The sequence below is a fragment of the Phycisphaeraceae bacterium genome (genome assembly GCA_019636655.1).
Taxonomy (GTDB): Bacteria; Planctomycetota; Phycisphaerae; order Phycisphaerales; family UBA1924; genus JAHBXB01.
Genome location: JAHBXB010000001.1, coordinates 164,513 through 186,271, shown reverse-complemented (window position 1 = coordinate 186,271; position 21,759 = coordinate 164,513). Strand labels below are relative to the sequence as shown.

At 67.0% G+C, this 21,759-nt stretch carries 17 protein-coding genes and 1 tRNA gene; 7 read left to right on the top strand and 11 right to left on the bottom strand.

Annotated features, from left to right (window positions below; genetic code table 11):
* Positions 1-50: 50 nt before the first annotated feature.
* Genes KF745_00840 through rpmF form a run of 3 tightly spaced genes read right to left on the bottom strand, consistent with a single transcriptional unit; the run spans position 51 to position 2,337 of the window.
* Complete coding sequence (locus tag KF745_00840; protein MBX3356951.1) at positions 51-1,094, bottom strand: ketoacyl-ACP synthase III; 1,044 nt, start codon at positions 1,092-1,094, stop codon at positions 51-53.
* The gene (gene plsX / locus KF745_00835) at positions 1,091-2,131 is read right to left on the bottom strand and encodes a phosphate acyltransferase PlsX (protein ID MBX3356950.1); all 1,041 of its coding nucleotides are present in this window, start codon (positions 2,129-2,131) and stop codon (positions 1,091-1,093) included. The genes KF745_00840 and plsX overlap by 4 nt, the downstream gene beginning before the upstream one ends.
* A 5-nt stretch (positions 2,132-2,136) precedes the next feature.
* Complete coding sequence (rpmF, locus tag KF745_00830) at positions 2,137-2,337, bottom strand: 50S ribosomal protein L32 (protein MBX3356949.1); 201 nt, start codon at positions 2,335-2,337, stop codon at positions 2,137-2,139.
* Between the two features lie 400 nt (positions 2,338-2,737).
* Here rpmF and KF745_00825 point away from each other — a divergent pair.
* The 3 genes from KF745_00825 to KF745_00815 all read left to right on the top strand — a co-directional run bounded on the left by KF745_00825 (position 2,738) and on the right by KF745_00815 (position 4,976).
* A tRNA-Lys gene (locus KF745_00825) sits at positions 2,738-2,810 on the top strand.
* A 7-nt stretch (positions 2,811-2,817) separates the two neighbouring features.
* The gene (locus KF745_00820; GenBank protein ID MBX3356948.1) at positions 2,818-3,507 is read left to right on the top strand and encodes a hypothetical protein; all 690 of its coding nucleotides are present in this window, start codon (positions 2,818-2,820) and stop codon (positions 3,505-3,507) included.
* Positions 3,508-4,352: 845 nt separating this feature from the next.
* Positions 4,353-4,976, top strand: a complete 624-nt coding sequence (locus tag KF745_00815) for a DUF2959 family protein (protein ID MBX3356947.1) — start codon at positions 4,353-4,355, stop codon at positions 4,974-4,976.
* A gap of 35 nt (positions 4,977-5,011) precedes the next feature.
* Here KF745_00815 and mntR read toward each other — a convergent pair whose 3' ends face one another.
* Positions 5,012-5,476 carry a manganese-binding transcriptional regulator MntR gene (mntR, locus tag KF745_00810; GenBank protein ID MBX3356946.1) on the bottom strand — a complete coding sequence of 155 codons (465 nt, stop codon included), beginning with the start codon at positions 5,474-5,476 and terminating at the stop codon, positions 5,012-5,014.
* A gap of 101 nt (positions 5,477-5,577) precedes the next feature.
* Between mntR and KF745_00805 the strand changes: the two genes are divergently transcribed.
* The 4 genes from KF745_00805 to KF745_00790 are packed head-to-tail and all read left to right on the top strand — an operon-like array spanning position 5,578 to position 10,100.
* Positions 5,578-6,567 carry a zinc ABC transporter substrate-binding protein gene (locus KF745_00805; GenBank protein MBX3356945.1) on the top strand — a complete coding sequence of 330 codons (990 nt, stop codon included), beginning with the start codon at positions 5,578-5,580 and terminating at the stop codon, positions 6,565-6,567.
* Entirely contained in the window at positions 6,564-7,391 is an 828-nt protein-coding gene (locus KF745_00800; protein ID MBX3356944.1) for an ABC transporter ATP-binding protein, read from the top strand. Before KF745_00805 ends, KF745_00800 begins: the two co-directional genes overlap by 4 nt.
* Before the next feature lie 26 nt (positions 7,392-7,417).
* Positions 7,418-8,788 carry a metal ABC transporter permease gene (locus KF745_00795; protein ID MBX3356943.1) on the top strand — a complete coding sequence of 457 codons (1,371 nt, stop codon included), beginning with the start codon at positions 7,418-7,420 and terminating at the stop codon, positions 8,786-8,788.
* Between the two features lies 1 nt (position 8,789).
* On the top strand, positions 8,790-10,100 hold the full coding sequence (locus tag KF745_00790) for a metal ABC transporter permease (GenBank protein MBX3356942.1): 1,311 nt from the start codon (positions 8,790-8,792) through the stop codon (positions 10,098-10,100).
* A gap of 3 nt (positions 10,101-10,103) precedes the next feature.
* Here the strand turns inward: KF745_00790 and KF745_00785 are convergent, their stop codons facing one another.
* From KF745_00785 to KF745_00755, 7 genes are all read right to left on the bottom strand, one after another.
* Complete coding sequence (locus KF745_00785; protein MBX3356941.1) at positions 10,104-12,821, bottom strand: glucosidase; 2,718 nt, start codon at positions 12,819-12,821, stop codon at positions 10,104-10,106.
* Between the two features lie 76 nt (positions 12,822-12,897).
* Positions 12,898-14,988 carry a glycogen debranching enzyme family protein gene (locus tag KF745_00780; GenBank protein MBX3356940.1) on the bottom strand — a complete coding sequence of 697 codons (2,091 nt, stop codon included), beginning with the start codon at positions 14,986-14,988 and terminating at the stop codon, positions 12,898-12,900.
* 82 nt (positions 14,989-15,070) lie between these two features.
* The gene (locus tag KF745_00775) at positions 15,071-16,672 is read right to left on the bottom strand and encodes an SMP-30/gluconolactonase/LRE family protein (protein ID MBX3356939.1); all 1,602 of its coding nucleotides are present in this window, start codon (positions 16,670-16,672) and stop codon (positions 15,071-15,073) included.
* A gap of 121 nt (positions 16,673-16,793) precedes the next feature.
* Positions 16,794-17,288, bottom strand: coding sequence for a hypothetical protein (locus KF745_00770; protein ID MBX3356938.1), 495 nt, complete (start codon positions 17,286-17,288; stop codon positions 16,794-16,796).
* 48 nt (positions 17,289-17,336) lie between these two features.
* A complete protein-coding gene (locus KF745_00765) occupies positions 17,337-18,260 on the bottom strand; it encodes a heme-binding protein (GenBank protein ID MBX3356937.1) in 924 nt (307 codons plus the stop codon).
* Positions 18,261-18,490: 230 nt separating this feature from the next.
* On the bottom strand, positions 18,491-21,289 hold the full coding sequence (locus tag KF745_00760; protein ID MBX3356936.1) for a glucosidase: 2,799 nt from the start codon (positions 21,287-21,289) through the stop codon (positions 18,491-18,493).
* A 48-nt stretch (positions 21,290-21,337) separates the two neighbouring features.
* Positions 21,338-21,757, bottom strand: a complete 420-nt coding sequence (locus KF745_00755; protein MBX3356935.1) for a DoxX family protein — start codon at positions 21,755-21,757, stop codon at positions 21,338-21,340.
* Between the last annotated feature and the right edge of the window lie 2 nt (positions 21,758-21,759).

The following is a 21,759-nucleotide window of genomic DNA, read 5'->3' as shown; positions in this document are numbered from 1 at the left end:
GGAACACGCGCCGGCGTGCGATCCGGTGGACCTCGCCATTCCGACGCCGCTCAGAGCTGCCAGAGGCTGCTTCCCCACGTCAGGCCGCCTCCAAAGGCCACGAACATGACCCGCTGACCCGCCTGAACTCGGCCTGCCCGCCGGAGTTCATCGAGGCACAGGGGGACGCTGGCCGCGACGGTGTTCCCGTAACGGTCAATGTTGATATAGAGTTTGTCGGCTGGGAGCCCGAATCGGTCGCGGGCAGCCTGGAGGATGCGTGCGTTGCTCTGATGGCAGACGTACATGTCGACCTTGTCGGCGGCGATCGCGGCCTTGGCCAGCGTCTCGGCGATCAACTCAGGGAAGGTCCCGACAGCGAACTTGAAGACCTGCGCGCCATTCATCTGCACAAAGCCGTGCTTGGCGGCGTCGGGCTCCGTTCCGCTCGGGAAATCGTGCGCACACCGGGGAACGTAGATGTCCTTCCATCCCCCACCATCGGCGTGCATGCTCTGAGCGAGGATCCCCTTGCCGGCGTCGTCGCACGCGCGGAAGATGGCCGCGCCCGCCGCGTCGCCGAAGATGATCGCGGTGCTGCGCCCCTCGGTCGTGTAGTCCATGTTGATCGAGAGCGTGTCGCACCCGATCACCGCGATGGTTCGGTACCCACCGCACTTGATCAGATCGTGAGCGGTATTGATCGCGAAGACAAAGCCGCAGCACGCGGCGGAAAGGTCGAACGCGCCTGCGTTCGCAGCGCCGACAGAATCAATAACGCGGCAGGAAGTCGGCGGGCAGGTCATCTCCGCCGTCATTGTCGCGACGATCACCAGGTCGAGTTCTTCCGGGCCGATCTTTGCATCGGTCAGCGCGGCCCGCAAGGCGTCGGCACTCAGCGAGTGAGCGGATTCCCCGGCCTCGCGGTTGATGATCCGTCGTTCCCGGATACCGGTCCGCTGGACGATCCATTCGTCCGAGGTGTCCATCATCTTCTCGAGGTCGACGTTGGTCAGCCGGCGAGCCGGGAGGGCCGATCCGGTGCCGAGAAGCTCCACCCCGCGCACCGCGGGCGTCGGGCGAGGTCCGGCGGCGGCGGGAGCCGGAGTGGTCATGCCGGCTCCGCCTGGTGCTGGTGCCGGGCAATGTGTTCGACCTCCGCCAGCCGCTGGATGATGGAATCGTTGAACCCGGACTTGACGTACTGCCGGCAGTTGGCGATCGCGGACTTGATCGTCTTGGCCTGGCTGGAACCGTGGGCGATGACGCAGACGCCATTGACCCCCAGGAGCGGGGCGCCGCCGTACTCGTGGTAGTCCATCCGCTTGTAGAGCGACTTCATCACCGGCTCGAGCTGGAGCGCCAGGTCCATGTCGGCGGCAAAGACGTGCTCGATCATGTTCTGGATGAGGCTCTTGGCCAGACCCTCGGCCATCTTCAGCAGCGTGTTCCCGACAAAGCCATCGGTAATCACGACATCTGCCGCGCCGTCGAACAGGTCGCGCCCCTCGATGAACCCGATGTAGTTCATCCCGGGTGTGGCCTTGCACAGCTCGTGGACCTGCTGGATCAGGTCGGTGCCCTTGCCCTCTTCCGACCCGATGTTCATCTGGGCCACGCGCGGCCGCTCGATCCCCAGGACCTGGTGGGAGAATACGGCGGACATGATCCCATACTGCCAAAGGTGGGTCGCCCGCGGCTCAGGGTTGGCCCCGGCATCACAAAGGACCACCGGCCCCTTGAACGAGGGGATTGTCACGGCGATGCCCGGGCGGTGGACTCCGGGCAGTCGCTTCATGTGCATGGTCGCAGCGGAGACGCACGCCCCGGTGTTCCCTGCGGAGAGGACGACGTCGCAGGGAACCTCGGCCTTGCGGGAGCCGAGCAGGGCCATGCGGACCAGCGAGGAATCCTTCTTGGCCCGGACGGCGTCCACCGGGCTCTCATCCATCCCGATGACTTCGGAGGCGTGCTCGACGATCAGCCGCGGGTCGGTAGCGCCGCGCTCAGTGAGGATCTCCTGGATATCGCGCCGGTTGCCGACCAGTACCAACTGGTCATCGGGCCCCAGCGACGGCAGGGCATCCAGGCAGCCCTTCAGGATCGCATCGGGAGCGTGGTCGCCCCCCATGACGTCAACGGCAAGCCGCATCGGCCTTAGCCCTTCTGAGAACCGATCCCAAGCTTCGGAACGCTGATGCGCAGGCCGGGCCGGACGTACCCGGATTCCTTGCAGACGCGGTGGTGCATCTTCGGCATGCCCGAGAGGGGGTCGAGCGTGGGCTTCACAGCCGTCAGGGCATGGTGCGAACGGCGGCGGCGGGTCCGACCGTAGGATTGGCGAAAGGCAGGCTGCATGGCGAGACGCTCCAGTCGGGTGAGGCCACCGGCTGCCGGCCATCCGGCTGAAGCCGCGTTGGACTGAGGTGATGATTCCCCCAAACGAGCCGGGAATCGGACCGGAAGGTTAGGTGAAAGCACTGGGGGAGTCAACGCGGCCAGAGCAGGGGTAAACCGCGGCCGGAACCGCTGGGCTGGGATGGGTTTGGCACTGTCTCAGAGCAGGCGGCACTGAACCGGAAGTCGCCGCGCCGAGAGCGCGGGATCGGACGTTGTGCACTGAGGCCGACCCCGGGTGGAACGACGACAAGGCGCGAGTGTCAGGCATACCTAGGCGGGCCAAGCGGACCGATCAATCTGGACGGAAGGGGCTGAAGGGCTAGAATGGCCGACGGCGGGAGAAATCCGCCGCGTGAACGCCCTCCTAGCTCAGTTGGTAGAGCAGCTGACTCTTAATCAGCGGGTCGTAGGTTCGAGTCCTACGGGGGGCACTTCGATTTGAATCTGCGTTTGCGGTTCTATTCACCTTCGGCCTATTTGAGGCGGATGGCCGAAGCCGGGTTGCGGCAGTTCCGCTTTGAGCGAGCGGCCATGTGGCGAACCCCTCAAGGAAATCGCGTTCTGAAGGGTGCGGAAGCCCGAGCTTTCAAGGCCGGGTTGAGTGCTCTCGTCGAGGAGTTGGCTGAGTGGGGCGACGACCACGAGAGCAGCGTGGAGGTGTTCGATTCGCTTTCCTACGGCCAGCGATTGGCATTGCTTGAAGATATCGCGGGTGCGCTTCTCGACCCCTCTTCTGTGTCGACTCCGGCCCACACCGCCGCGAGCGAGGCGGCTATCTACGCGGTTTACAAGCAACTGCTGGCCCTCGTCGAGTTCGAACTTGATGCGGCCGACAGCTTTGATATCCGGAGCATTATTCGAGCTGGGTGCTACGAGCGTGGCCTTAAAGCCCTTGCCGATAACGACGACGATCTTGAAGAGTGGACTTGGGCGATCGAAGATCTGAGCGATCAGGTCTTGTGGGACCGCGACTTTGAAGACGGAAAAATGTTCTTGGACGCCGCGCCAGACCACGGAGCAAATACCGACGTCGAAATCGACGGAGACTATTTCGCGTCGATACCGCGGGAACTCAGAGACCCGGAAATCACGCCCACCATCGACCGGCTTCGCCGCATCGGAGCGTGACCAACATCAACCGGCGGCTTGCTTGCACACAACAGCGAGAATCTCCTCCACGGTCGCGGCTAGCAGCGACTTCCATATCGCAACAACCAGTTCCACCCCATTGTGTTTCGCTGCGCCGGTGGCCCTATTCATGTCAGCCTGTCGTAGCCGAGGTAGTGCTTGGGTTCTACTTCCTCCGAGTGTCCGGTGATCGCTGTTACCGCCCACGGATCTTGAGTATCTCGCGGTGATCCTGCACCGCGTTTCGACGGAGCGTCTGAAAGAGAGTCTTCCAAGACCGGTGTGGTAATCGGCGAATGCCATCGCAACCATCGGCGCCAGGAGTTCGTCGGATTCCTCAACTCCATCGGCGCGGTGGTGAAGACGTTCGAACCCTGAACACGGCGATGCACATCGTGCTGGGCAGCGACGCCTCACACAGGCCGCCGCTGGCGGCGGCTGACGTGTCATCCCGAATACCACTGCATCCCCCCAACCAACTCCAACTGGCACAACCAGATCGAACACGCTTTCGCCAGCCTGACGCAAAAGCAGCTCCGCCGCGGGGTATTCCCCAGCATCGCCACCGCACTCGATTACCTCGCTGTCCACAACGACGACGCCAAGCTCTTCGTCTGGACCGACGACGCCGATGCCACACTCACTCGGATGGATCGCGAGGAATCATGCGCTCGTCTCGCGGCCAGATCACTAAAATAGGGGACTTCTTTACGCACGATGCCGCTACCAGTTCTGCTCGCCACGATAGCCGCACCTTTGCACGATATACTCGCACGACACGATTCAACCGCCGGCTCGGTCAACCACCCGAAGCCGGGTATCAAACACGAACCAGGAGTCCTGCCATGAACAGACGATTGATCGGGACGATGACGCTGGCAGCCGTCGGAGCGGCGCTGCTGACCGCCACCGGGTGCTCGCCCACCCGCGAAGAGGTGTACGACCAGGCGCGAGTGAGCGCCGTCACGTACAAGCAGGAGCTGTCCCAGGCGATCCCGCAGCTCGACAGCACGATGAAGTCCCTGACCAACGTGATGTCGTCCGCGACCACGAACCGCGAGGCCGCGTTTAAGACCTTCCAGAGCGACCTCGGCGGTCTGCGTCGCCAGGCGGCCCTGATCCAGGCCCAGGCGGGCTACATGCGCGACGACGGCCAGGCCTACTTCGCCGCGTGGGACCGCCAGATCGCCGGCGAGCCGGGAGATGCCATGCCCGATGCCAACGCCCAACGCACGCAGGGCGCCCTGAAGTACTCCGTTCTGCAGGAGTACATGCAACGGACCCGCGACCAGTACATGAGCCTCCTCACCACCTTGAAGGACACCGAGGCCAGCCTCGCCACCGACATGAGCTCCGCCAACGTGCAGTCGCTCATGCCCAAGCTCGAGGACGCCACCAAGCAGTCGTTCATGCTCAAGCAGAGCCTGGGCGTCCTGGTCGCCGAGACGAACAAGCTGATCCCGAACTGATCGCCCTTCCTCCGGTATTCCCCCAAAGGCCCGGCCTATGCCGGGCCTTTTTTCGTGCGCCGGCTGAACCGCTCGAACGCGGCGAGCGTCTCGTCGCTCACGTGGTGCTCGATCCCCTCCGCATCGGCGAGCGCCGCCGCCTCGCTCACGCCCAGTGACAGGAGGAAACTCAGCACGATCCCGTGCCGCCGCCGGGCCATCTCGGCCAGGCGAGCGCCCGAGTCGGTCAGGAAGATCGACCGGTACGGCTTCGCCGTGACCCACCCATCCCGCTGCAGCCGCGCGATCGTCCTCACCACCGTGACGTGGGAGACGCCGAGCAACTGGGCGATGTCCGTCACGCGGGCCTCTCCCCGTGAAGAGATCAGGTCGGCGATCGCTTCGGCATAGTCCTCTGCGGTCTCCTTGGCATGCGCCCGGCGGGTCTGGGCGTGCACCGCCGCGGACTGGCGTGCGGAGACGGGGCGGGCGTTACCGGGCTTGGAGCCGGGTCGTGGCATCAGAAAAGTGTAGCCAGCGCGGCAGAAGTTGCCGTGGGCTACAGATGATGATACGATTTATTTGTAGCCGAGGTTACACTTCTCGTGGATGGAGGCCCCTCATGCGGCACGGATGGTCTTGGTCAGCACCGGCTTGGGCTGCATTCCGACTCGTGGTGGCGCTCATCGCCGGCGGTTTGGTTGCCGCGTGCTCCCGCACCGCCGGCGAGGGCTCGTCCCCGCCCGCGGACGGGCAGAGCGGTTCCCCACTCAGTGTCGTCGCGACCACCGGCATGATCGCCGATGTGGCCCGCAACGTCGCCGGGGACCGGGCGGCCGTCACGGCGCTGATGGGTGAGGGGGTCGATCCGCACATGTACAAGGCCTCGCCCGGCGATGTGCGGCTGCTGACCTCGGCGGACCTGGTCCTGTACAACGGCCTGCATCTCGAGGGACGGATGGCGGATGTGCTCGTCAAGATGGCGCAGCGGCACCCGACCGTCCAGGTCACGGACGCGATCCCGGAAGACCGCCTCCGCGAGCCGCCCGAGTTCCAGGGACATTTCGATCCTCACGTCTGGTTCGACGTCTCGCTGTGGATGCTCGCGACCGAACGCACCCGCGACGCCCTCATCGAGATCGATCCCGCCGGGAAGCCCGGGTACAACGAGCGAAGCGCGGCGTACCTCGAAGAACTCGCGAGGCTGGACGCCTGGGCCCGCGAGCGCATCGCGACCATCCCCGCCGACCGGCGTGTCCTGGTGACCGCCCACGACGCGTTCGGGTACTTCGGGCGGGCCTACGGGATGGAGGTCCGCGCGATCCAGGGGATCAGCACCGATTCCGAGGCAAGCATGCGCGACATCAACGCGCTCGTCGACATGCTCGTGAAGGACCGAATCCCTGCGGTCTTCGTCGAGAGCAGCGTTCCCAGGAAGACGATCGAAGCACTCGTCGAGGGGGCCCGTGCCCGCGGGCACAACGTGAAGATCGGCGGCGAACTCTTCAGCGACGCCATGGGCCCGTCGGGAACCCCCGAGGGCACCTACATCGGCATGGTGCGCCACAACGTCGACGTCATCGTCGCGGCGCTCGCGGAGCCCGCACGATGACCACCACCAGCAGCACCGCCCGCACACGGCCGCCGCATGCCCCGCCCGCGACCGCCGCTGCCGTAGAGGTGCACGACGTCACGGTGGCGTACCACCGCAAGCCCGTTCTCTGGGACGTCGACGTCTCGCTCCCCGCCGGGCAGTTGATCGCCGTGGTCGGGCCGAACGGCGCGGGCAAGAGCACGCTGATCAAGGCGATCCTCGGGCTGGTTCCCCTCGCGAGCGGCCGGATCGACCTGTTCGGCAAGCCGCTCAACCAGGCACGCCGGCTGATCGGCTACGTCCCCCAGCGGGAGACCGTTGACTGGGACTTCCCCGTCGATGCGCTCGACGTGGTCATCATGGGCCGCTACGGCACCCTCGGCTGGTTCCGCCGCCCCGGGCGCAACGACCGCGCCGCGGCGGAGCACGCCCTCGATCAGGTCGGGATGCTGCCGCTCGCCCGCAGGCAGATCAGCCAGCTCTCCGGCGGCCAGCAGCAGCGGGTGTTCCTCGCGCGGGCGCTGGCCCAGGATGCGCCGCTGTACTTCATGGACGAGCCCTTTGCCGGCGTTGATGCCGCGACGGAGAAGGCCATCGTCGACGTGCTCAGGTCGCTCCGCTCCGAAGGACGCACGGTCGTAGCCGTGCACCACGACCTCCAGACCGTGCCCGAGTACTTCGACTTCATCGTCATGCTCAATATGCGGCTCGTGGCCGCGGGGCCGACCGCGGCGGTCTTTACCCGGGAGAACCTGCAGAAGACCTACGGCGGTCGGCTCACCCTGCTCGACGAAGCCGCCGAGGCCGTTCGTCGAGCCGCGGGCGCGGACGGCAGTCGCTAATCGCACAGTCCACTGCTGCAGACACCATGGACACTTCGGACCTCATCCGGCTCCTGACCCTGCAGGACGCGAACACTCGGACCGTGCTCGCCGGGACGGCGCTGCTTGGTCTGGCGAGCGGCGTGGTGGGCTCGCTCGCGGTCCTGCGCCGGCGGGCTCTGGTCGGCGACGCCATGGCCCACGCGGCGCTGCCCGGCGTGTGCCTGGCGTTCTTCGTGGTCGGCGACCGGAACTTCTCGGCCTTCCTGCTCGGAGCGCTCATCATCGGCGTGGTCGCCGCGTGGACCATCTCGGCGGTCAAGCGGTTCACCCGGGTGAAGGAGGACGCGGCGATCGCGATGGCGATCGGCGGGTTCTTCGGGCTCGGGATCGTGCTGAGCGTGGTGATCCAGCATCGCCCGGCGGGTAACCGCGCCGGGCTGGACTCGTTCATCTTCGGCAAGGCCGCGACCATGCTTCGGTCCGACGCCCTGGTCATCGCCGCGGTCGCGGCCGCGGTCATCGGCGTCGCCGCGCTTCTGTGGAAGGAGTTCAAGCTCCTCTGCTTCGACCAGGACTTTGCGGTGTCGCAGGGCTGGCCGGCCGCCCGGCTTGATCTTCTGCTGATGGCCCTCGTCTGCGTGTGCACCGTCGCCGGGCTACCCGCAGTCGGCGTCGTGCTGATGGTGGCGCTGCTGGTGATCCCGCCCGTGACCGCCCGGTGCTGGACCGACCGATTCGGGCCGATGCTCGTGCTCGCGGGGGCGATCGGCGCCGGCGCGGGGGCACTGGGCACGGCCCTGAGCGCCGTCCTGCCAGCACCCCGCGAGGCCCTCAGCCGCGGATGGCCCACCGGACCGATGATCGTGCTGACCGCCGCGGCGGCGTTTGCGTTCTCGCTCGCCGCCGCGCCCCGTCGCGGCCTCGTGGCCAGCCTCGTGCGACAGGTGCGTCTGAGGCGCCGCGTCGAACTCGACCACCTGCTGCGGACCGTGTACGAGTGGTCCGAGCCGCGTGAGATACCAGCCCCGTGGAACGCCGACGATCTCCGGGTCGACGCCCGGGGCGGGCGCCGTGCCTTCAAACACGCCCTCCGCCTCGCGACGCGGCGGGGCTTCGCGCAGCGGGCCCCCGGGGGATGGAACCTCACGCCCGAAGGGGCGGTCGCCGCCGCCCGCGCCGTTCGCACCCACCGCCTGTGGGAACTCTTCATGGTCGAGCACGCGCACATCGCGCCCGACCACGTGGACAGCGACGCCGACCGCATCGAGCACTTCCTGCCGCCCGAGTTGATCAGCCGGCTCGAGTCCCGCCTCGCCGCCGAGGGCCGCCTGCCGGGAAGCCGCGGCGAGGTTCCGCTGTCGGTTCATCCGATCCCGTCGGGCCGCCGTCCGCCAACGCCGCGCAGGAGCCCGTGACATGATTCTGGCAGCTGCCTTCGGCCTGACCGGCGACGACCTCTGGGTGATGCTCACCGCCGCGCTCTGCAGCGTGGCCTGCGGCGTAATCGGCTGCTTCCTGGTGCTGCGCCGGTTGTCGCTGCTTGGGGACGCGATCTCGCACGCGATCCTCCCCGGGCTGGCGGTCGCGTTCATCCTGACCAACAGCCGCAACGTCCCCGCGATGCTGGCCGGGGCCCTGGTCGTGGGCGTCGCGACGGCGGTGCTGTCGAGTGCGCTGCACCGATGGGGCCGCGTCGGCGAGGACTCCGCGATGGGAGTGGTGTTCACCACGCTGTTCGCCGTCGGTGTCGTCCTGATCACGTGGAAGGCCGGGAGCGTCGACCTTGACCCCGGGTGCGTGCTCTACGGGATCATCGAGACGGTCGCCACCGACCCGCACCGGATCGCCGGCATGCCTTCGATGACGTTCTGGCTCGCCGCCGTCGCGGCCTTTAATATCGCGCTCGTGGCGGTGTTCTACAAGGAACTCAAGGTCGTCTCGTTTGACCAGTATCTCGCGGCGACCATGGGGATCAGCGTGCCGCTGATCCACTACGGGCTCATGACGATGGTGGCCGCCACCTCCGTCGTCTCCTTCGAGGCGGTGGGGTCGATCCTCGTCGTCGCGATGCTCGTTGCACCAGGCGCGACCGCGCACCTGCTCACCGATCGCCTGGGGCGGATGCTCGTCCTGGCCGCGGTGCTCGGCACCACCGCCGCGATCCTGGGCTACCTGCTGGCGCTGTGGACCAACTCGTCGGTCTCCGGCATGGTGAGCGTGGTCGCGGGGTGCCAGTTCCTGCTCGCGGCCTTGGCGGCTCCGCGCCACGGCGTCGTCAGCAAGCTCGTGCACGGCGCCCGGCTGAGCCTGCGGATCGCTCGCGAGGATATCCTGGGCGATCTGTACCGGGCGCACGAATCGGGGGGCGCGGGGCCCGCGACCGCGCACGCCGTTTCGAAATCGGCTGGGGGCGGGGTGATCGCGAGACTCGCTCTTGCCTCGCTGCGGCGCGAGCGGCTTGTCGGCGTCGATCCCGCGGGCACGCTCTCCCTCACCGATCGGGGCGCGGCGAGCGCCGCCCAGGTCGTCCGCTCGCACCGCCTGTGGGAGAGTTTCCTCGCGGGCGAACTCGGATATCCCGAGGACCACGTGCACGAGCCCTCGCACCGGGTCGAGCACTTCATCGGCCCCTCGCTCGATGCCCGCCTCGACCGCCAGATCGGCGCCAGCACCGACCCTCACGGCCGCCCGATCCCGCCGGCTGGCGGGCCGCACAAGGACCGCTGACGCTCAGTGTTTCTGCAAGAGCGTCGCGATCAGCGCGGTCCAGCCGGTCTGATGGCTCGCCCCGAGGCCCTTGCCGGTCTCGGCGTGGAAGTACTCGTGGAAGAGCACGAGGTCCTTCCAGTGCGGGTCGGATGCAAACCGCGGATCGTCCCCGTTGCACGGCCTCCGACCGCCTCCGCCCGCCAGGAACAGCGCCGTCAGCCTCGATCGCAGCTCGTGGGCCGCGTCGTGGAGGCTGATCTTCCGACCCGACCCGACGGGGACCTCGACCAGCAGGTTGTCGCCGTAGTAGTGGTGGTACCGCTCGAGCGCCTCGATGATGAGGTAGTTGAGCGGGAGCCACACCGGCCCGCGCCAGTTGGAGTTGCCGCCGAACATCTCGGTCGTCGATTCGCCCGGCGCGTAGTCCACGCGGTACTCGCGCCCGGCACGGTCCTGGGTCACAAAGGGATGGGCCTCGTGGAACTTCGAGACGGAGCGGACGCCGTACGGCGACAGGAACTCGGACTCGTCGAAGAGGTACCGCAGGACCGACTCCAGTCGCTGCCGGGAGGGAATCGCCAGCAGGCGGTGGTTGTGCTGCTGCTCCCCCTTGTGCTCGAGGTAGGTGATGTACCGCGCGAGATCCGTGCGGTTCTTGAGGAACCACTCCATCCGCTTGCGGAACCCCGGCAGGCGATCGATGGTGTCGTCCTCCAGCACCTCGACGGCGAGCATCGGCACGACGCCGACGAGCGATCGCACCTTCATCGGCACGACTACGCCGTCCATGCTCACCTGGTCGTAGTAGAACCCGTCGGTCTCGTCCCACAGGCCGGAGCCACCGAGGCTGTTCATCGCATCCGTGATGGCCACGAAGTGCTCGAAGAACTTGGAGGCCACATCCTCGTACGCCGGGTCCTCCGAGGCCAGTTCCAGCGCGATCGACATCATCGTGCCGCAGAAGAACGCCATCCACGCCGTCCCGTCCGCCTGGGCCAGCGTGACGTCGTCGGGGAGCTTCATCGATCGATCGAACACACCGATGTTGTCCAGACCGAGGAATCCGCCGGCGAAAAGGTTCTTGCCGTTCGGGTCCTTGCGGTTCACCCACCACGTGAAGTTGATCAGCAGCTTCTGGAACGCCCTCGCGAGAAAAAGTCGGTCCCGCTTCCCCCGCAGCCCCGTGATCTTGTACACCCGCCACACCGCCCACGCGTGCACCGGCGGGTTGACGTCGCTGAACGCGAACTCGTACGCCGGGAGCTGCCCCGAGGGGTGCATGTACCACTCGCGCAGAAACAGAATCAACTGCTGCTTCGCAAACTCCGGGTCGATCCGCGCGAACGCAACGCAGTGGAACGCCAGGTCCCACGCGGCGAACCACGGGTACTCCCACGAGTCGGGCATCGAGATGACATCGCGGCAGAAGACCTGCCGCCACTCGCTGTTCCGACCGCGCTCCCGCTCCGGCGATGGGGTCGGCTCGGCCGGGTCCCCCTTGAGCCAGACGTCGACGATGTAGTTGTAGTACTGCTTCGACCAGAGCAGCCCCGCGTAGGCCTGCCGTGACACCATCGACCGCTCGTTGCCGAGGTCGCCGCGGATGCGGTGCGAATAGAACTCGTCGGCCTCCGCCTTCCGGCGTGAGAAGGCCGCCTCGAACTCAGGCGAGAACGGCGCCGGCGGCGTCGCCGCCTCGGCGCAGAGCCTCATGCGGACCACCACGGAGCCGCCGGCGGGAACGGTCAGGTTGTAGTACGCGGCCACCTTGGTCCCCGACCGCTCCGGACTGACCGCATCCGTCTTGCCGTGCACCAGCAGCTCGTTGAACGCGTCCTTGACGTGGGCCGCGGCGTTGGGCCGGCCGAACAGCCGCTCCGAGTTGGTCTCGTTCTCGGTGAAGAGCCAGGCCGGCGCCGTCGAATCAGACGCGGCATCGGCCCAGAACCGGAACGTGCCGAGCGAGGCGTGCGCCACTCGCAGCCCGTTCGAGACGGCCGGCCCGGCCGCCTCGATCGGCGCCCGCGGCCACGACCCCTCGTGCACCGCGCCCCACGCCCACGTGTTGCGGCACCACAGCGTCGGCAGGAAGTGCAGCGGCGCGGCGTCCGGACCGCGGTTGAAGATGGTGGCGCGGATCAGGATGTCGTCCGGCCCGCCGCCGCCGTCCTTCGCGTACTCGATCTGGACATCGAAGTACCGGCCCTCGTCGAAGATGCCGGTGTCGGCGATCTCGTACTCCGGCTCCAGCCGCGTGCGCCCCTTGTTCACCGCCACGATGTGGTCGTACGGATACGCCTGCTGAGGGTACTTGTACAGCCCCTTCATGTAGGAGTGTGTCGGCGTCGAATCGAGGAAGAAGTAGGTCTCCTTGACGTCCTCGCCGTGGTTCCCCTCGGGGCCCGTGAGGCCGAAGAGCCGCTCCTTGATGATCGGGTCCTTGCCGTTCCACATCGCCAGCGCGAAGCAGAGCCGGCACTCGCGATCGGTCAGGCCGAGGATCCCGTCCTCGCCCCAGCGGTAGGCACGCGACCGTGCGTGGTCGTGCAGGAGATAGTTCCAGCAGTCCCCGTTCGGCGAGTAGTCCTCTCGCACCGTCCCCCACTGCCGTTCGGAGAGGTAGGGCCCCCAGCGCTTCCAGTTCTTGATGCGCGCGGCATCCTCAGCGAGCCGCTGCGACTCGGGGTCCTTGCACATCGTGGGGTGGGCATCGTCGGCGTGTGGGTGCTGGTTCGACATGGCGGCCCCGGCGCGGCATGACCTCGCCGCGTGGTGGGAGCATACAGCGACCTGCCATTCCCCGCGACCCCCGCGCCTACCTGCGGGCGCGCGCGCTCGACGGCTTCGCGCCGACGGCCGCTCGACCCCGAGGCGCCGCGGTCACGGGCCTGGGCTCGATCCCGGTTGACTGCGAGTGACCCGGCGCGAGCACCACGCGATCCAGCCGGAGCGCCTCGCCGATCGACCACGCCTGGAACGGGCATCCGCGCGGAGTGAACGGCGCCGCTGCATCCGCGATCTCAGCGATGTGCCCGAGGCCGCCGACGCTCCCATCGTCGAGCCCGGCGAGAATCGGATCAAGGAACCGCCGGCGCGCCTCCGACTTGGCCTCGTCGGTCCCGCCGCGGACCCTGACCCACGCCTCCACAAACGCCCCAAGCACCCACGGCCAGACAATCCCCTGGTGGTAGGATCCGTCGCGCTGCAACGGCGTGCCGCCGTATCGCTCGGTGTAGCCCGGCTCTCCCCGCGCCAGCGACCGCGGCCCCATCGGCGTCAGCAGTTCCCGTTCGGCGAGGTCCACAATCTGGCGGGCCTGGTCGCCGGCAACGAGCTGCACGGGCAGGCCCCCGACCGCGAACAGTTGGTTCGGCCGGAGCGTCCCGTCGTTCCGTCCCGTGACGTGGTCGGTATCGACGACGTCAAACAGGCAGCCTCGCTCGGGATTCCAGAACCGCTCCGCAAAGCCGGTCCGAACGCGCTGCAGCGCGTCGCTCCACGCCGAATCGAACCGCTCCGCCACGGCCAGCGCCGCCGCCCACAGCGCCTGGATTTCTACGGGCTTGCCGATCCGCGGCGTCACCACCCAATCGCCGCACTTCGCATCCATCCACGTGAGCTGGACCCCGGGCTCGCCCGCGGCAACCAGACCATCCCTGTCGACGCGGATGCCGTATCGGGTTCCCTTTGAATAGCCGCTGACGATCTCCAGGACCGCACGCCGAAGGGTTCGCTCCTCCGACGCCGAGATGCTCGCCTTGCCTGCCGCTGCAAGGTCGAGGTATTCCCCGACGGCGACGACATACCACAGCGACGCATCGACCGCGTTGTACTCGGGGCTGTCCGACGGCGAGTCCGGGAATCGATTCGGCAGCATTCCTTCCGACACATGCGCCGCCCACGCGAGCAGGATCGCCCTCGCGTCCTCGATCCGCCCCGCCGCGAGGCACAGGCCCCGGAGGGAAATGAACGTGTCCCGGCCCCAGTCGGTGAACCAGGGGTACCCGGCGATGATCGTCCTTCCAGCCTCCGATCCGGGATCCTCCCGCCGCGAGATGTACGAGTTCGCGGCGACCTCCAGCCCGGAGCCGAGCGCCCGGCGCCGGTGCAACTCGCCGTTCCGGAGGTCCTCGTACGTCGGCACCGCCGGCGACGGCCCGGAGATCAACTCGGCGCTGGAGCACGGCACCGACCCGGCCGCCAGCAGCATCACCGCCGGCTCCGCGCCGTCACGCGCCGAGAGCCTCCACGTCAGCGAACCGGGCGAGGCCAGGTCCTCCGTGCACTCCAGCCCGCGGGCCCGCTCCTCGTCATATTGAAAGTTCCTGTACCAGACCGGATCACTCGCGAACACGCCGTTGGACCGCACGACCACGCTCGGTACTCCGGGGTAAGGCCGGAACACGGCGACCTCTCCCTTGACCTCGGGCGTGAAGTTGAACTCGCCGTTCTCATGGTGCAAGCTGTGGTAGTCCCGACCCGAAAGGAACGGCCTGAGCACCAGCCGCGATCCGCCCGCCCCGCCGCGGACAAGCCGGAAGGAGACCGCGACCATCGCCCGTCCCCTCGGCACGAACACCTCGTGCACAAGTTCTGTCCCGTCCTCAAAGCGACACGTCCAGGTCGGCCACGGTTTGTGCGTGAACGACGCGATGTGCAGCGAACCGTGGGGATGCACCACCCCCGGCGGGTACTTCTGCGACGTAAGCGGGAAGACACCGCCGGGCGTCTCGATCCACGCGTCGAACCCGTTGACCAGCACAAACCGCCCCGTCGGCGGACGGACCGACGCCGTCAGCAGACCGTGATACCGGCGAGAGCGAACCCCGCTGGTCGTTCCCGAAGCGAACCCGCCCAGGCCATCGGCCTCCAGCCACTCTGTACGTTCATCAATTTGAATCGTCATCGCCGCTCCCCAATCAGTCGCCGTGTCCGCGGCGGCCTGCTCACAATAGGTCCACCCCGACGCAAGCACTCGGCGTGCATGCCTAGCGGCGGCTCCCAGGCACCCCCAGCAGGATCCGGTACAGCCCTGTACGAGCCGTCATATACAGCGTCCGTCCATCCGCATCCCCCCACGCGAAGTTGGCCGGCAACTCGGGGAGTACAAGTGTCCCAAGGTGCGCCCCCGCGGCCGAGATGATCCAGACCCCACCCGGACCTGACACATACACATTCCCGTGTGCATCGACCTTCAGGCCGTCGAGCGCTTCCTCTCCCGGCGCTCCCGTCATGTCGAAGAACACCGCGCCATTCGATAGCGACCCATCCGGCGCGACATCGTATCGCATCACCACCTTGCGCTTTTCGTCCCAGTTGTCAACATACAGGTGCTTCTCATCGGGCGAGAGCGCCAGGCCGTTGGGGCCGGTCATATCCGTTCCTACCAGCCGGAGCGTCCCGTTGTAGAGGCAGTAGACGCCGCTAAACTCGAGTTCCTTGCTCGGGTCTGCGAACGCCCTCGGAAGGCCAAAAGGGGGATCCGTGAAATACAGGGTCCCATCGGACCGGTACACAAGGTCGTTCGGGCTGTTCAGCCGCTTTCCGTTGTGCCGATCCGCGAGCACGGTGAGGGTGCCGTTGTGCTCCAGCCGCGTCACACGCCGGTTTCCGTGCTCGCAGATGGTCAGCCGGCCTTCGGGATCGATCGCCAAGCCGTTGGAGCCGGGCTGGTGGTACTCACCGATGTCGGTCCCCGTGTAACCGCTCTTGGTGCGGTAGATGGAGACCTCCCCATCCGGCGACCAACGATGGATGACATTCCTATTTGGATCACTGAAGAGCAGGTATCCCGATTCGACGCTGGCCCACACCGGCCCCTCGACGAAACTGAACCCATCTGCCAGTCTCTCCGCCTGCGTACCGGGGAGGATGATGACGTCGATCGCCGGATCAACTCGCGTGACCTCCGTCGACACCGGCACCGCCCCCACCGCTCTCCCTGGCCGATAGAAGTCCAGTGTGGCGGACCGGATCCAGATGTAGTTCGCCGGCGGCTCGGAGAGCGGCCCGTTGGCGCAGAACACCGCCACCTGGATCCGCTGCCCCGGCTTGGCGTGGTCGGTCAGCAACACCCGATTCGGCGAGTTCCAGCCGCGCACCAGCGCCCCGCCACTCTGGCCCAGCACTTGCGGCAATCTGCCGTCGACCCACACCTCGGCATAGTCGTCGACGACGATCTCGAAGTACACGCTGGCTCCAGCGGTATTCAGCGTTCCAACCCGCTCGGGGATGGTAATGTTGAGACGGTACCAGCCGAACGCCAGCCGCCCGGTCGATCGCCGCCTCTCGAGCCCCGTGGGATCCACCTCCTCCCAGCCTGCGTCGTCAAACTCAACCGAACCGGCATGCGGCGAAACGTCGTGCGTTCGCACCGCCAGTCCCGATGGCTTGTTGTCGGCCCCCGCGACACGGTGATCAACCTCTGTGATCACCGCATCTGTGTAGCGCCATTGCCCATTGACCATCCCCACGCCTCCCGGTGTTCGCAGATCAACAATCGCATCGGGCGCCAGCGGCGACCGGTCCGGCGCGGCGAAAGTCGCGCCGATCGAGGCGAGCACTGAAACGAGGAAGCAGGAGATACGCATGACTGAGCCCTTGGCAACGAGGGTGGATGGAATCGACGGCACGGGAAGCCGCCCGAATCGAAAAGGCCCCGCGCCGGTTGCAGCGCCGGGCCTCGGAACGGAGAGACCGCGGTGGCAAACCTCAGTGGCAGTTCCGCTGGACCAGTCCGGGCCAGTTCTGATCGGCCTTGGCGAGGTTCCCCGGAACATCCTGGTTCCAGAGACGCCACGCCTTTTGGTTGTGCTGCAGCACGAGCCGGCCGTCAAGTACCTGGTAGAGCATGGGGTCCACCGGCGAGATCGTGTTGATCGATGCCGCATACCCGCAGTACCCGCCGAACTGTGGGGCGTACTTCGCGGGATCCGCGTCAAACGTCGCCTTGTCCGCGCCGCTGGTAAAACGGTACGTCGCGCCGAGGTACGTTGACGTGATCGCCGGATCACCCTTCACGGGCTTGGCACGGGTGAAGTAACTCACCGGGTCGTAGCCCTCCAGAGCAACGCCCTGGTCATCGATGTTGACCAGGACCCTTTGCCCTGATGGACCATCGCCGGCGGTAATGCACCGCGCAGCATTCTCGCAACCGGTGATCACAAGGAGCAGCAGGACGACAACTAGATTCAGTGTGCGTGTCATGTGGAAGCACTCGAAATGGGGTTAGGGAAACAACAACTAACGTCGCGGTCACGGCGCGACCGGAGCCTCGCTCTTGACTTTGACCGTCATGTACACCAAGGGGGCATCAACGGCCTTGAACCAGTGGGGCACACCGGCGGGCACGACAACGACGTCGCCCTTGACCAGTTGCCTCGCCTCTCCGCCCCGGATCGATCTGGCACGCACCTGCCCCGGCGCCGAGATGTCCGGCCCAACCACATCGCCGCCGGTCACCAGCGTCGCGGCGCCGTCGAGGACGTAGAACACATCGGTCTCATCGTCATGAACCTCCGCTAGCCCCGGCTGGTCCCGCCGGCTCGCGTTCACCGCGTACCGCGGCGTATCCACGAGAACCTCCCCCTTCGCCAGCCCCGAGTCAACAACGGCCCGCGGCACGTACACCACGGCCTGGTCCTCACCACCGCTCGCTCCGGCCATCGAGGCCACCGCCGCGGCGCCGGCCATCGCGATCTGTTCATCCTGCTGGGCGCTCTTCGCCCCGCTGACACCGACAGCGCCAACGACCTCCCCCTCAACGAAGATCGGCACCCCGCCCTGCAGCGGCGTGAAGTCGTTGAGCGCCACCATCGGCGTCCGCCCACCCTTGATAATCTCCTCGAATGCGTTCGTGGGTTTCTTGAACAGCGCCGATGTGCGCGCCTTGCCGATCGAGATGTTCGCTCCGGCCGCGAACGTGCCGTCGGTGCGCTCGACGGCCACCAGGTTCCCGCCGTCGTCAACAACAGCGATGACCCCGGTGGTCCCATTCCGGCGAATCTCAGCGATAGCAGCGTTGATGACCCGCCGTGCCCCGGCCTGGGTCAGCGTTGCCTTCTGGGTGACCACCTGCGCACCCGCATGCGGCCAGTTGACCTCCCGAGCGTTTGTCCCGATCGGGGGCTCCGTGCCGGCGATCGCCGTCGCAAGGAGAACCGAAGCGAATGTCATCATGGGTTTGGTCCTTGTGCCAGATGCGTGTGCCGAACGAGCGAGCGTGAGCCCGCCTGTGCGCCTGCCGCGCGTGGGCTTGGCTGCACGTGTGATGCCGCCCACCCGCGCCCGTTGCACCGCTCATCCGAGGCTCCTCCATTCACGACTACCCCGAAGGAGCCCCCGGCGCGCGTGCACCGCGCCGGCGCTCCGAGTGCCGACACGGTGCACGGCTGATGAGGATCGTTGCTTTACGTTGCCGCGTGCACGCCCCGCGCCCGACGGGATGTCGTGACCGTTGCCGCTCCCGCACCTGATTCATTCGCACGCCCGGCAGCGCCCGGCCTTTCCCGTACAAGAGATTCGAGCATCGGAAGCACCAGCGCCGTCCAGCCCGTCTGGTGGGTGGCCCCAAGGCCGCGGCCGGTGTCGCCGTGAAAATGTTCGTGGAACAGTACAAGGTCCCGCCAGTGGGGATCGAGCGCAAACCGCGCCTCCTCGCCATGGCACGGCCGCCGGCCGCCATCCCCGGGCAGGAACAGCGCCACGAGGCGCATCCGCACCAGGTCCGCCGCCTGACCAAGATTGACCATCACCCCCGACCCCTTAGGGCACTCCACCCGCAGGTCATCACCGTAGAAGTGGTGATACCTCTCCAACGCCTCCAGGATCAGGAAGTTCAGCGGGAACCAGATCGGACCCCGCCAGTTGGAGTTCCCGCCGAACAGCCCTGTCGTCGATTCCCCCGGCGTGTAATCTACGCGGTACTCCCGCCCGCCAAGTCCCAGCACGTACGGCGACCGCTCGTGCACCTTCGACACGGACCGCACGCCGTACGGCGAGAGGAACTCGCCCTCGTCCAGCAGGTACGACAGCACTCGCTCGAGCCGCTCCCGCGTCGGGATCGCCAGCAGGCGGTGCCCCCGGTCCGCACCGCCGTGGCCGCACGCACATGTCGTGTTCCACGGCAGGTCCTTGCGGTGATCCAGGAACCACTGCATCCGCTTCTTGAAACCGGGGAGCCGATCGATCACCTCGTTCTCAAGCACCTCGACCGCCAGCAGCGGAACCATCCCGACCAGCGATCGCACCTTGAGCGGGATCGAACGCCCGCCATCCAGCCGAATCTGGTCGTAGTAGAACCCGTCCGCCTCGTCCCACAATCCCGTGCCGCCAACCGTGTTGATCGCGTCCGTGATCGCGACGAAGTGCTCGAAGAACTTGCTCGCGACGTCTTCGTACGCCGGATCCTCCGACGCCAGTTCCAGCGCGATGCTCAGCATCGTGCCGCAATAGAACGCCATCCACGCCGTCCCATCCGCCTGCTCCAGGGTGCCGCCCGTGGGCAGCGGCTGCGACCGGTCAAAGACGCCGATGTTGTCCAGGCCCAGGAATCCCCCGGCGAACAGGTGCTTCCCCGATGGGTCCTTCCGGTTCACCCACCAGTTGAAGTTGAGCAGCAGCTTGTGGAACGCCCGGGCCAGGAAGACACGGTCGCGCCCCCCGTGCGGCCCGGTCATCTTGTACACCCGCCAGCATGCCCACGCGTGCACCGGCGGGTTCACATCCCCGAACGCAAACTCGTACGCCGGGATCTGCCCGCTCGGATGCATGTACCACTCCCGCAGCAGCAGCAGGAGCTGCTCCTTGGCAAACTGCGGGTCCAGCCTCGCAAATGGAATCATGTGAAACGCCAGATCCCACGCCGCGAACCACGGGTACTCCCACTTGTCCGGCATCGAGATGATGTCACGGTTGTACAGGTGCAACCAGTCCGCATTCCGCCCCGACTTGCGGGATTCCGGCGGCGCCGGGTGCCCCGGGTCGCCGGTCATCCACGGCTTGATGACGTAGTAATAGAACTGCTTGCTCCACAGCAATCCCGCGGCGGCCTGCCGCGCCACCGCCCGCTGCTCGGGCTCCAGCCGATCATGCCCGAGCCCGGTGTAAAACTCGTCGGCCTCGCCGAGCCGCTGCTCGAACACGCTGTCAAAGTCCTCGCCAACCCCTCGCGCCGGCGCGTCCGACTCCGGGCACAGCCGCAGCCGCAGCGACACGCGCCCCCCCGCCGGGATCTCCATCCGATACCACGCGGCGGCCTTCGTCCCCTCGCCCGATGGATTCACCGCGCTCTCCCGCCCGCCGACCACGCGCTCGTGGAACCCGTCCTTCGCGTACCCCGAGGTGTTCGTCCCCCCATACAGCCTCGCAGCGTTGCTCTCGTTCTCCGTGAACAGCAGTTCAGGTTCCCGCCCGTCCGGCCCTGTCCCCACGGCCAGCCGGAACCGCCCCAGCGTCGGGTGATCGGCGACCACCTGCGATGCGGCGCGGGCGAGCCTCGGCTTCCCGGCCGCCTCGCCTTGCGTCGGCCATGACCACGTGTTCCGGAACCACAACGTCGGCAGCACGTCGATCCTCGCCGGCTCCGGCCCCCGGTTCGACACCGTCACGCGGATCAGCACATCATCCGGCCCCGCCTTGGCGTACTCGGCCTGCACATCGAAGTACCTGCTCTGCGCGAACACGCCGGTGTCCGCCAGTTCGTACTCCGCCTCGCCGCGCCCCCTCGACCTGTTCTCGTGCACCAGCCGCGCGTACGGGAACTCCGCCTGCGGGTACTTGTACAGCACCTTCATGTACGAGTGCGTCGGCGTAGAGTCGAGGTAGAAGTACTCCTCCTTGACGTCCTCGCCGTGGTTCCCCTCTGGGCCCGTCAGCCCGAAGAGCCGCTCCTTAAGGATCGGGTCCTTCCCGTTCCACAGCGCAAGCCCGAAGCACAGCCGGCATTCCCGGTCCGTGATCCCCAGCAGGCCATCCTCGCCCCACCGGTAGGCGCGAGACCGCGCCTGGTCATGCGAGAACGAGTTCCAGCAGTCGCCCCCCTCGGAGTAGTCCTCCCGTACCGTCCCCCACTGCCGCTCCGCGAGGTACGGCCCCCACCGCTTCCAGTTCTTCTCCCGCCGCCCATCCTCCGCCAGTCGTACCGACTCCGGGTCCTTGCGTTCTGCTTGCCCACCAGGACGTGCCGTCGTTCCGTTGTGCATCGCCATCGCCGTCTCCTGAAATCCGCCGCTGCGCGGCCCCGGTTTGAATCACGCTCAGACTGTCTCGGTCCCCGCCACACTGCGCAGCTGCGGACCGATCACCGGCAACTGCGACCGGCGGATCACCACCACCCCCACGCTCGCCGCCAACACCACCACGGCCAGCGCGAACAGCAACCCCCCATCGCCCCGTACCTCCACCCCGAGCCTCGTCAGATGGCTCATCACCGCCCCGCCCATCAGCACCGCCGCGAGAGCCGCCCCGATCGCCGCCGTCTGCGGCACCAGCAGCAGCACCACCGCCACCAGCTCCGCGGTGCCCGCGGCAAACCTCCCCCACGGCTCCACACCGAGCGTCGAGAAGATGTACCGCGACTCCTCCGCCCCGCTGAACTTGAAGAACAGCGTCTGCAGCAGGATTCCCGCGGCCGCTATCTGCATCACCCAGCACAGGATGGACAGGGACTTGCTCATTC

Bases quoted from the DNA above. Each gene is read 5' to 3' on its own strand.
- KF745_00760 (MBX3356936.1), bottom strand. From the start codon at position 21,289: ATGGCGATGCACAACGGAACGACGGCACGTCCTGGTGGGCAAGCAGAA.
- KF745_00765 (MBX3356937.1), bottom strand. From the start codon at position 18,260: ATGATGACATTCGCTTCGGTTCTCCTTGCGACGGCGATCGCCGGCACG.
- KF745_00785 (MBX3356941.1), bottom strand. From the start codon at position 12,821: ATGTCGAACCAGCACCCACACGCCGACGATGCCCACCCCACGATGTGC.
- KF745_00805 (MBX3356945.1), top strand. From the start codon at position 5,578: ATGCGGCACGGATGGTCTTGGTCAGCACCGGCTTGGGCTGCATTCCGA.
- KF745_00775 (MBX3356939.1), bottom strand. From the start codon at position 16,672: ATGCGTATCTCCTGCTTCCTCGTTTCAGTGCTCGCCTCGATCGGCGCG.
- KF745_00800 (MBX3356944.1), top strand. From the start codon at position 6,564: ATGACCACCACCAGCAGCACCGCCCGCACACGGCCGCCGCATGCCCCG.
- mntR (MBX3356946.1), bottom strand. From the start codon at position 5,476: ATGCCACGACCCGGCTCCAAGCCCGGTAACGCCCGCCCCGTCTCCGCA.
- KF745_00815 (MBX3356947.1), top strand. From the start codon at position 4,353: ATGAACAGACGATTGATCGGGACGATGACGCTGGCAGCCGTCGGAGCG.
- KF745_00795 (MBX3356943.1), top strand. From the start codon at position 7,418: ATGGACACTTCGGACCTCATCCGGCTCCTGACCCTGCAGGACGCGAAC.
- rpmF (MBX3356949.1), bottom strand. From the start codon at position 2,337: ATGCAGCCTGCCTTTCGCCAATCCTACGGTCGGACCCGCCGCCGCCGT.
- KF745_00790 (MBX3356942.1), top strand. From the start codon at position 8,790: ATGATTCTGGCAGCTGCCTTCGGCCTGACCGGCGACGACCTCTGGGTG.
- plsX (MBX3356950.1), bottom strand. From the start codon at position 2,131: ATGCGGCTTGCCGTTGACGTCATGGGGGGCGACCACGCTCCCGATGCG.
- KF745_00780 (MBX3356940.1), bottom strand. From the start codon at position 14,988: ATGACGATTCAAATTGATGAACGTACAGAGTGGCTGGAGGCCGATGGC.
- KF745_00770 (MBX3356938.1), bottom strand. From the start codon at position 17,288: ATGACACGCACACTGAATCTAGTTGTCGTCCTGCTGCTCCTTGTGATC.
- KF745_00755 (MBX3356935.1), bottom strand. From the start codon at position 21,757: ATGAGCAAGTCCCTGTCCATCCTGTGCTGGGTGATGCAGATAGCGGCC.
- KF745_00840 (MBX3356951.1), bottom strand. From the start codon at position 1,094: ATGACCACTCCGGCTCCCGCCGCCGCCGGACCTCGCCCGACGCCCGCG.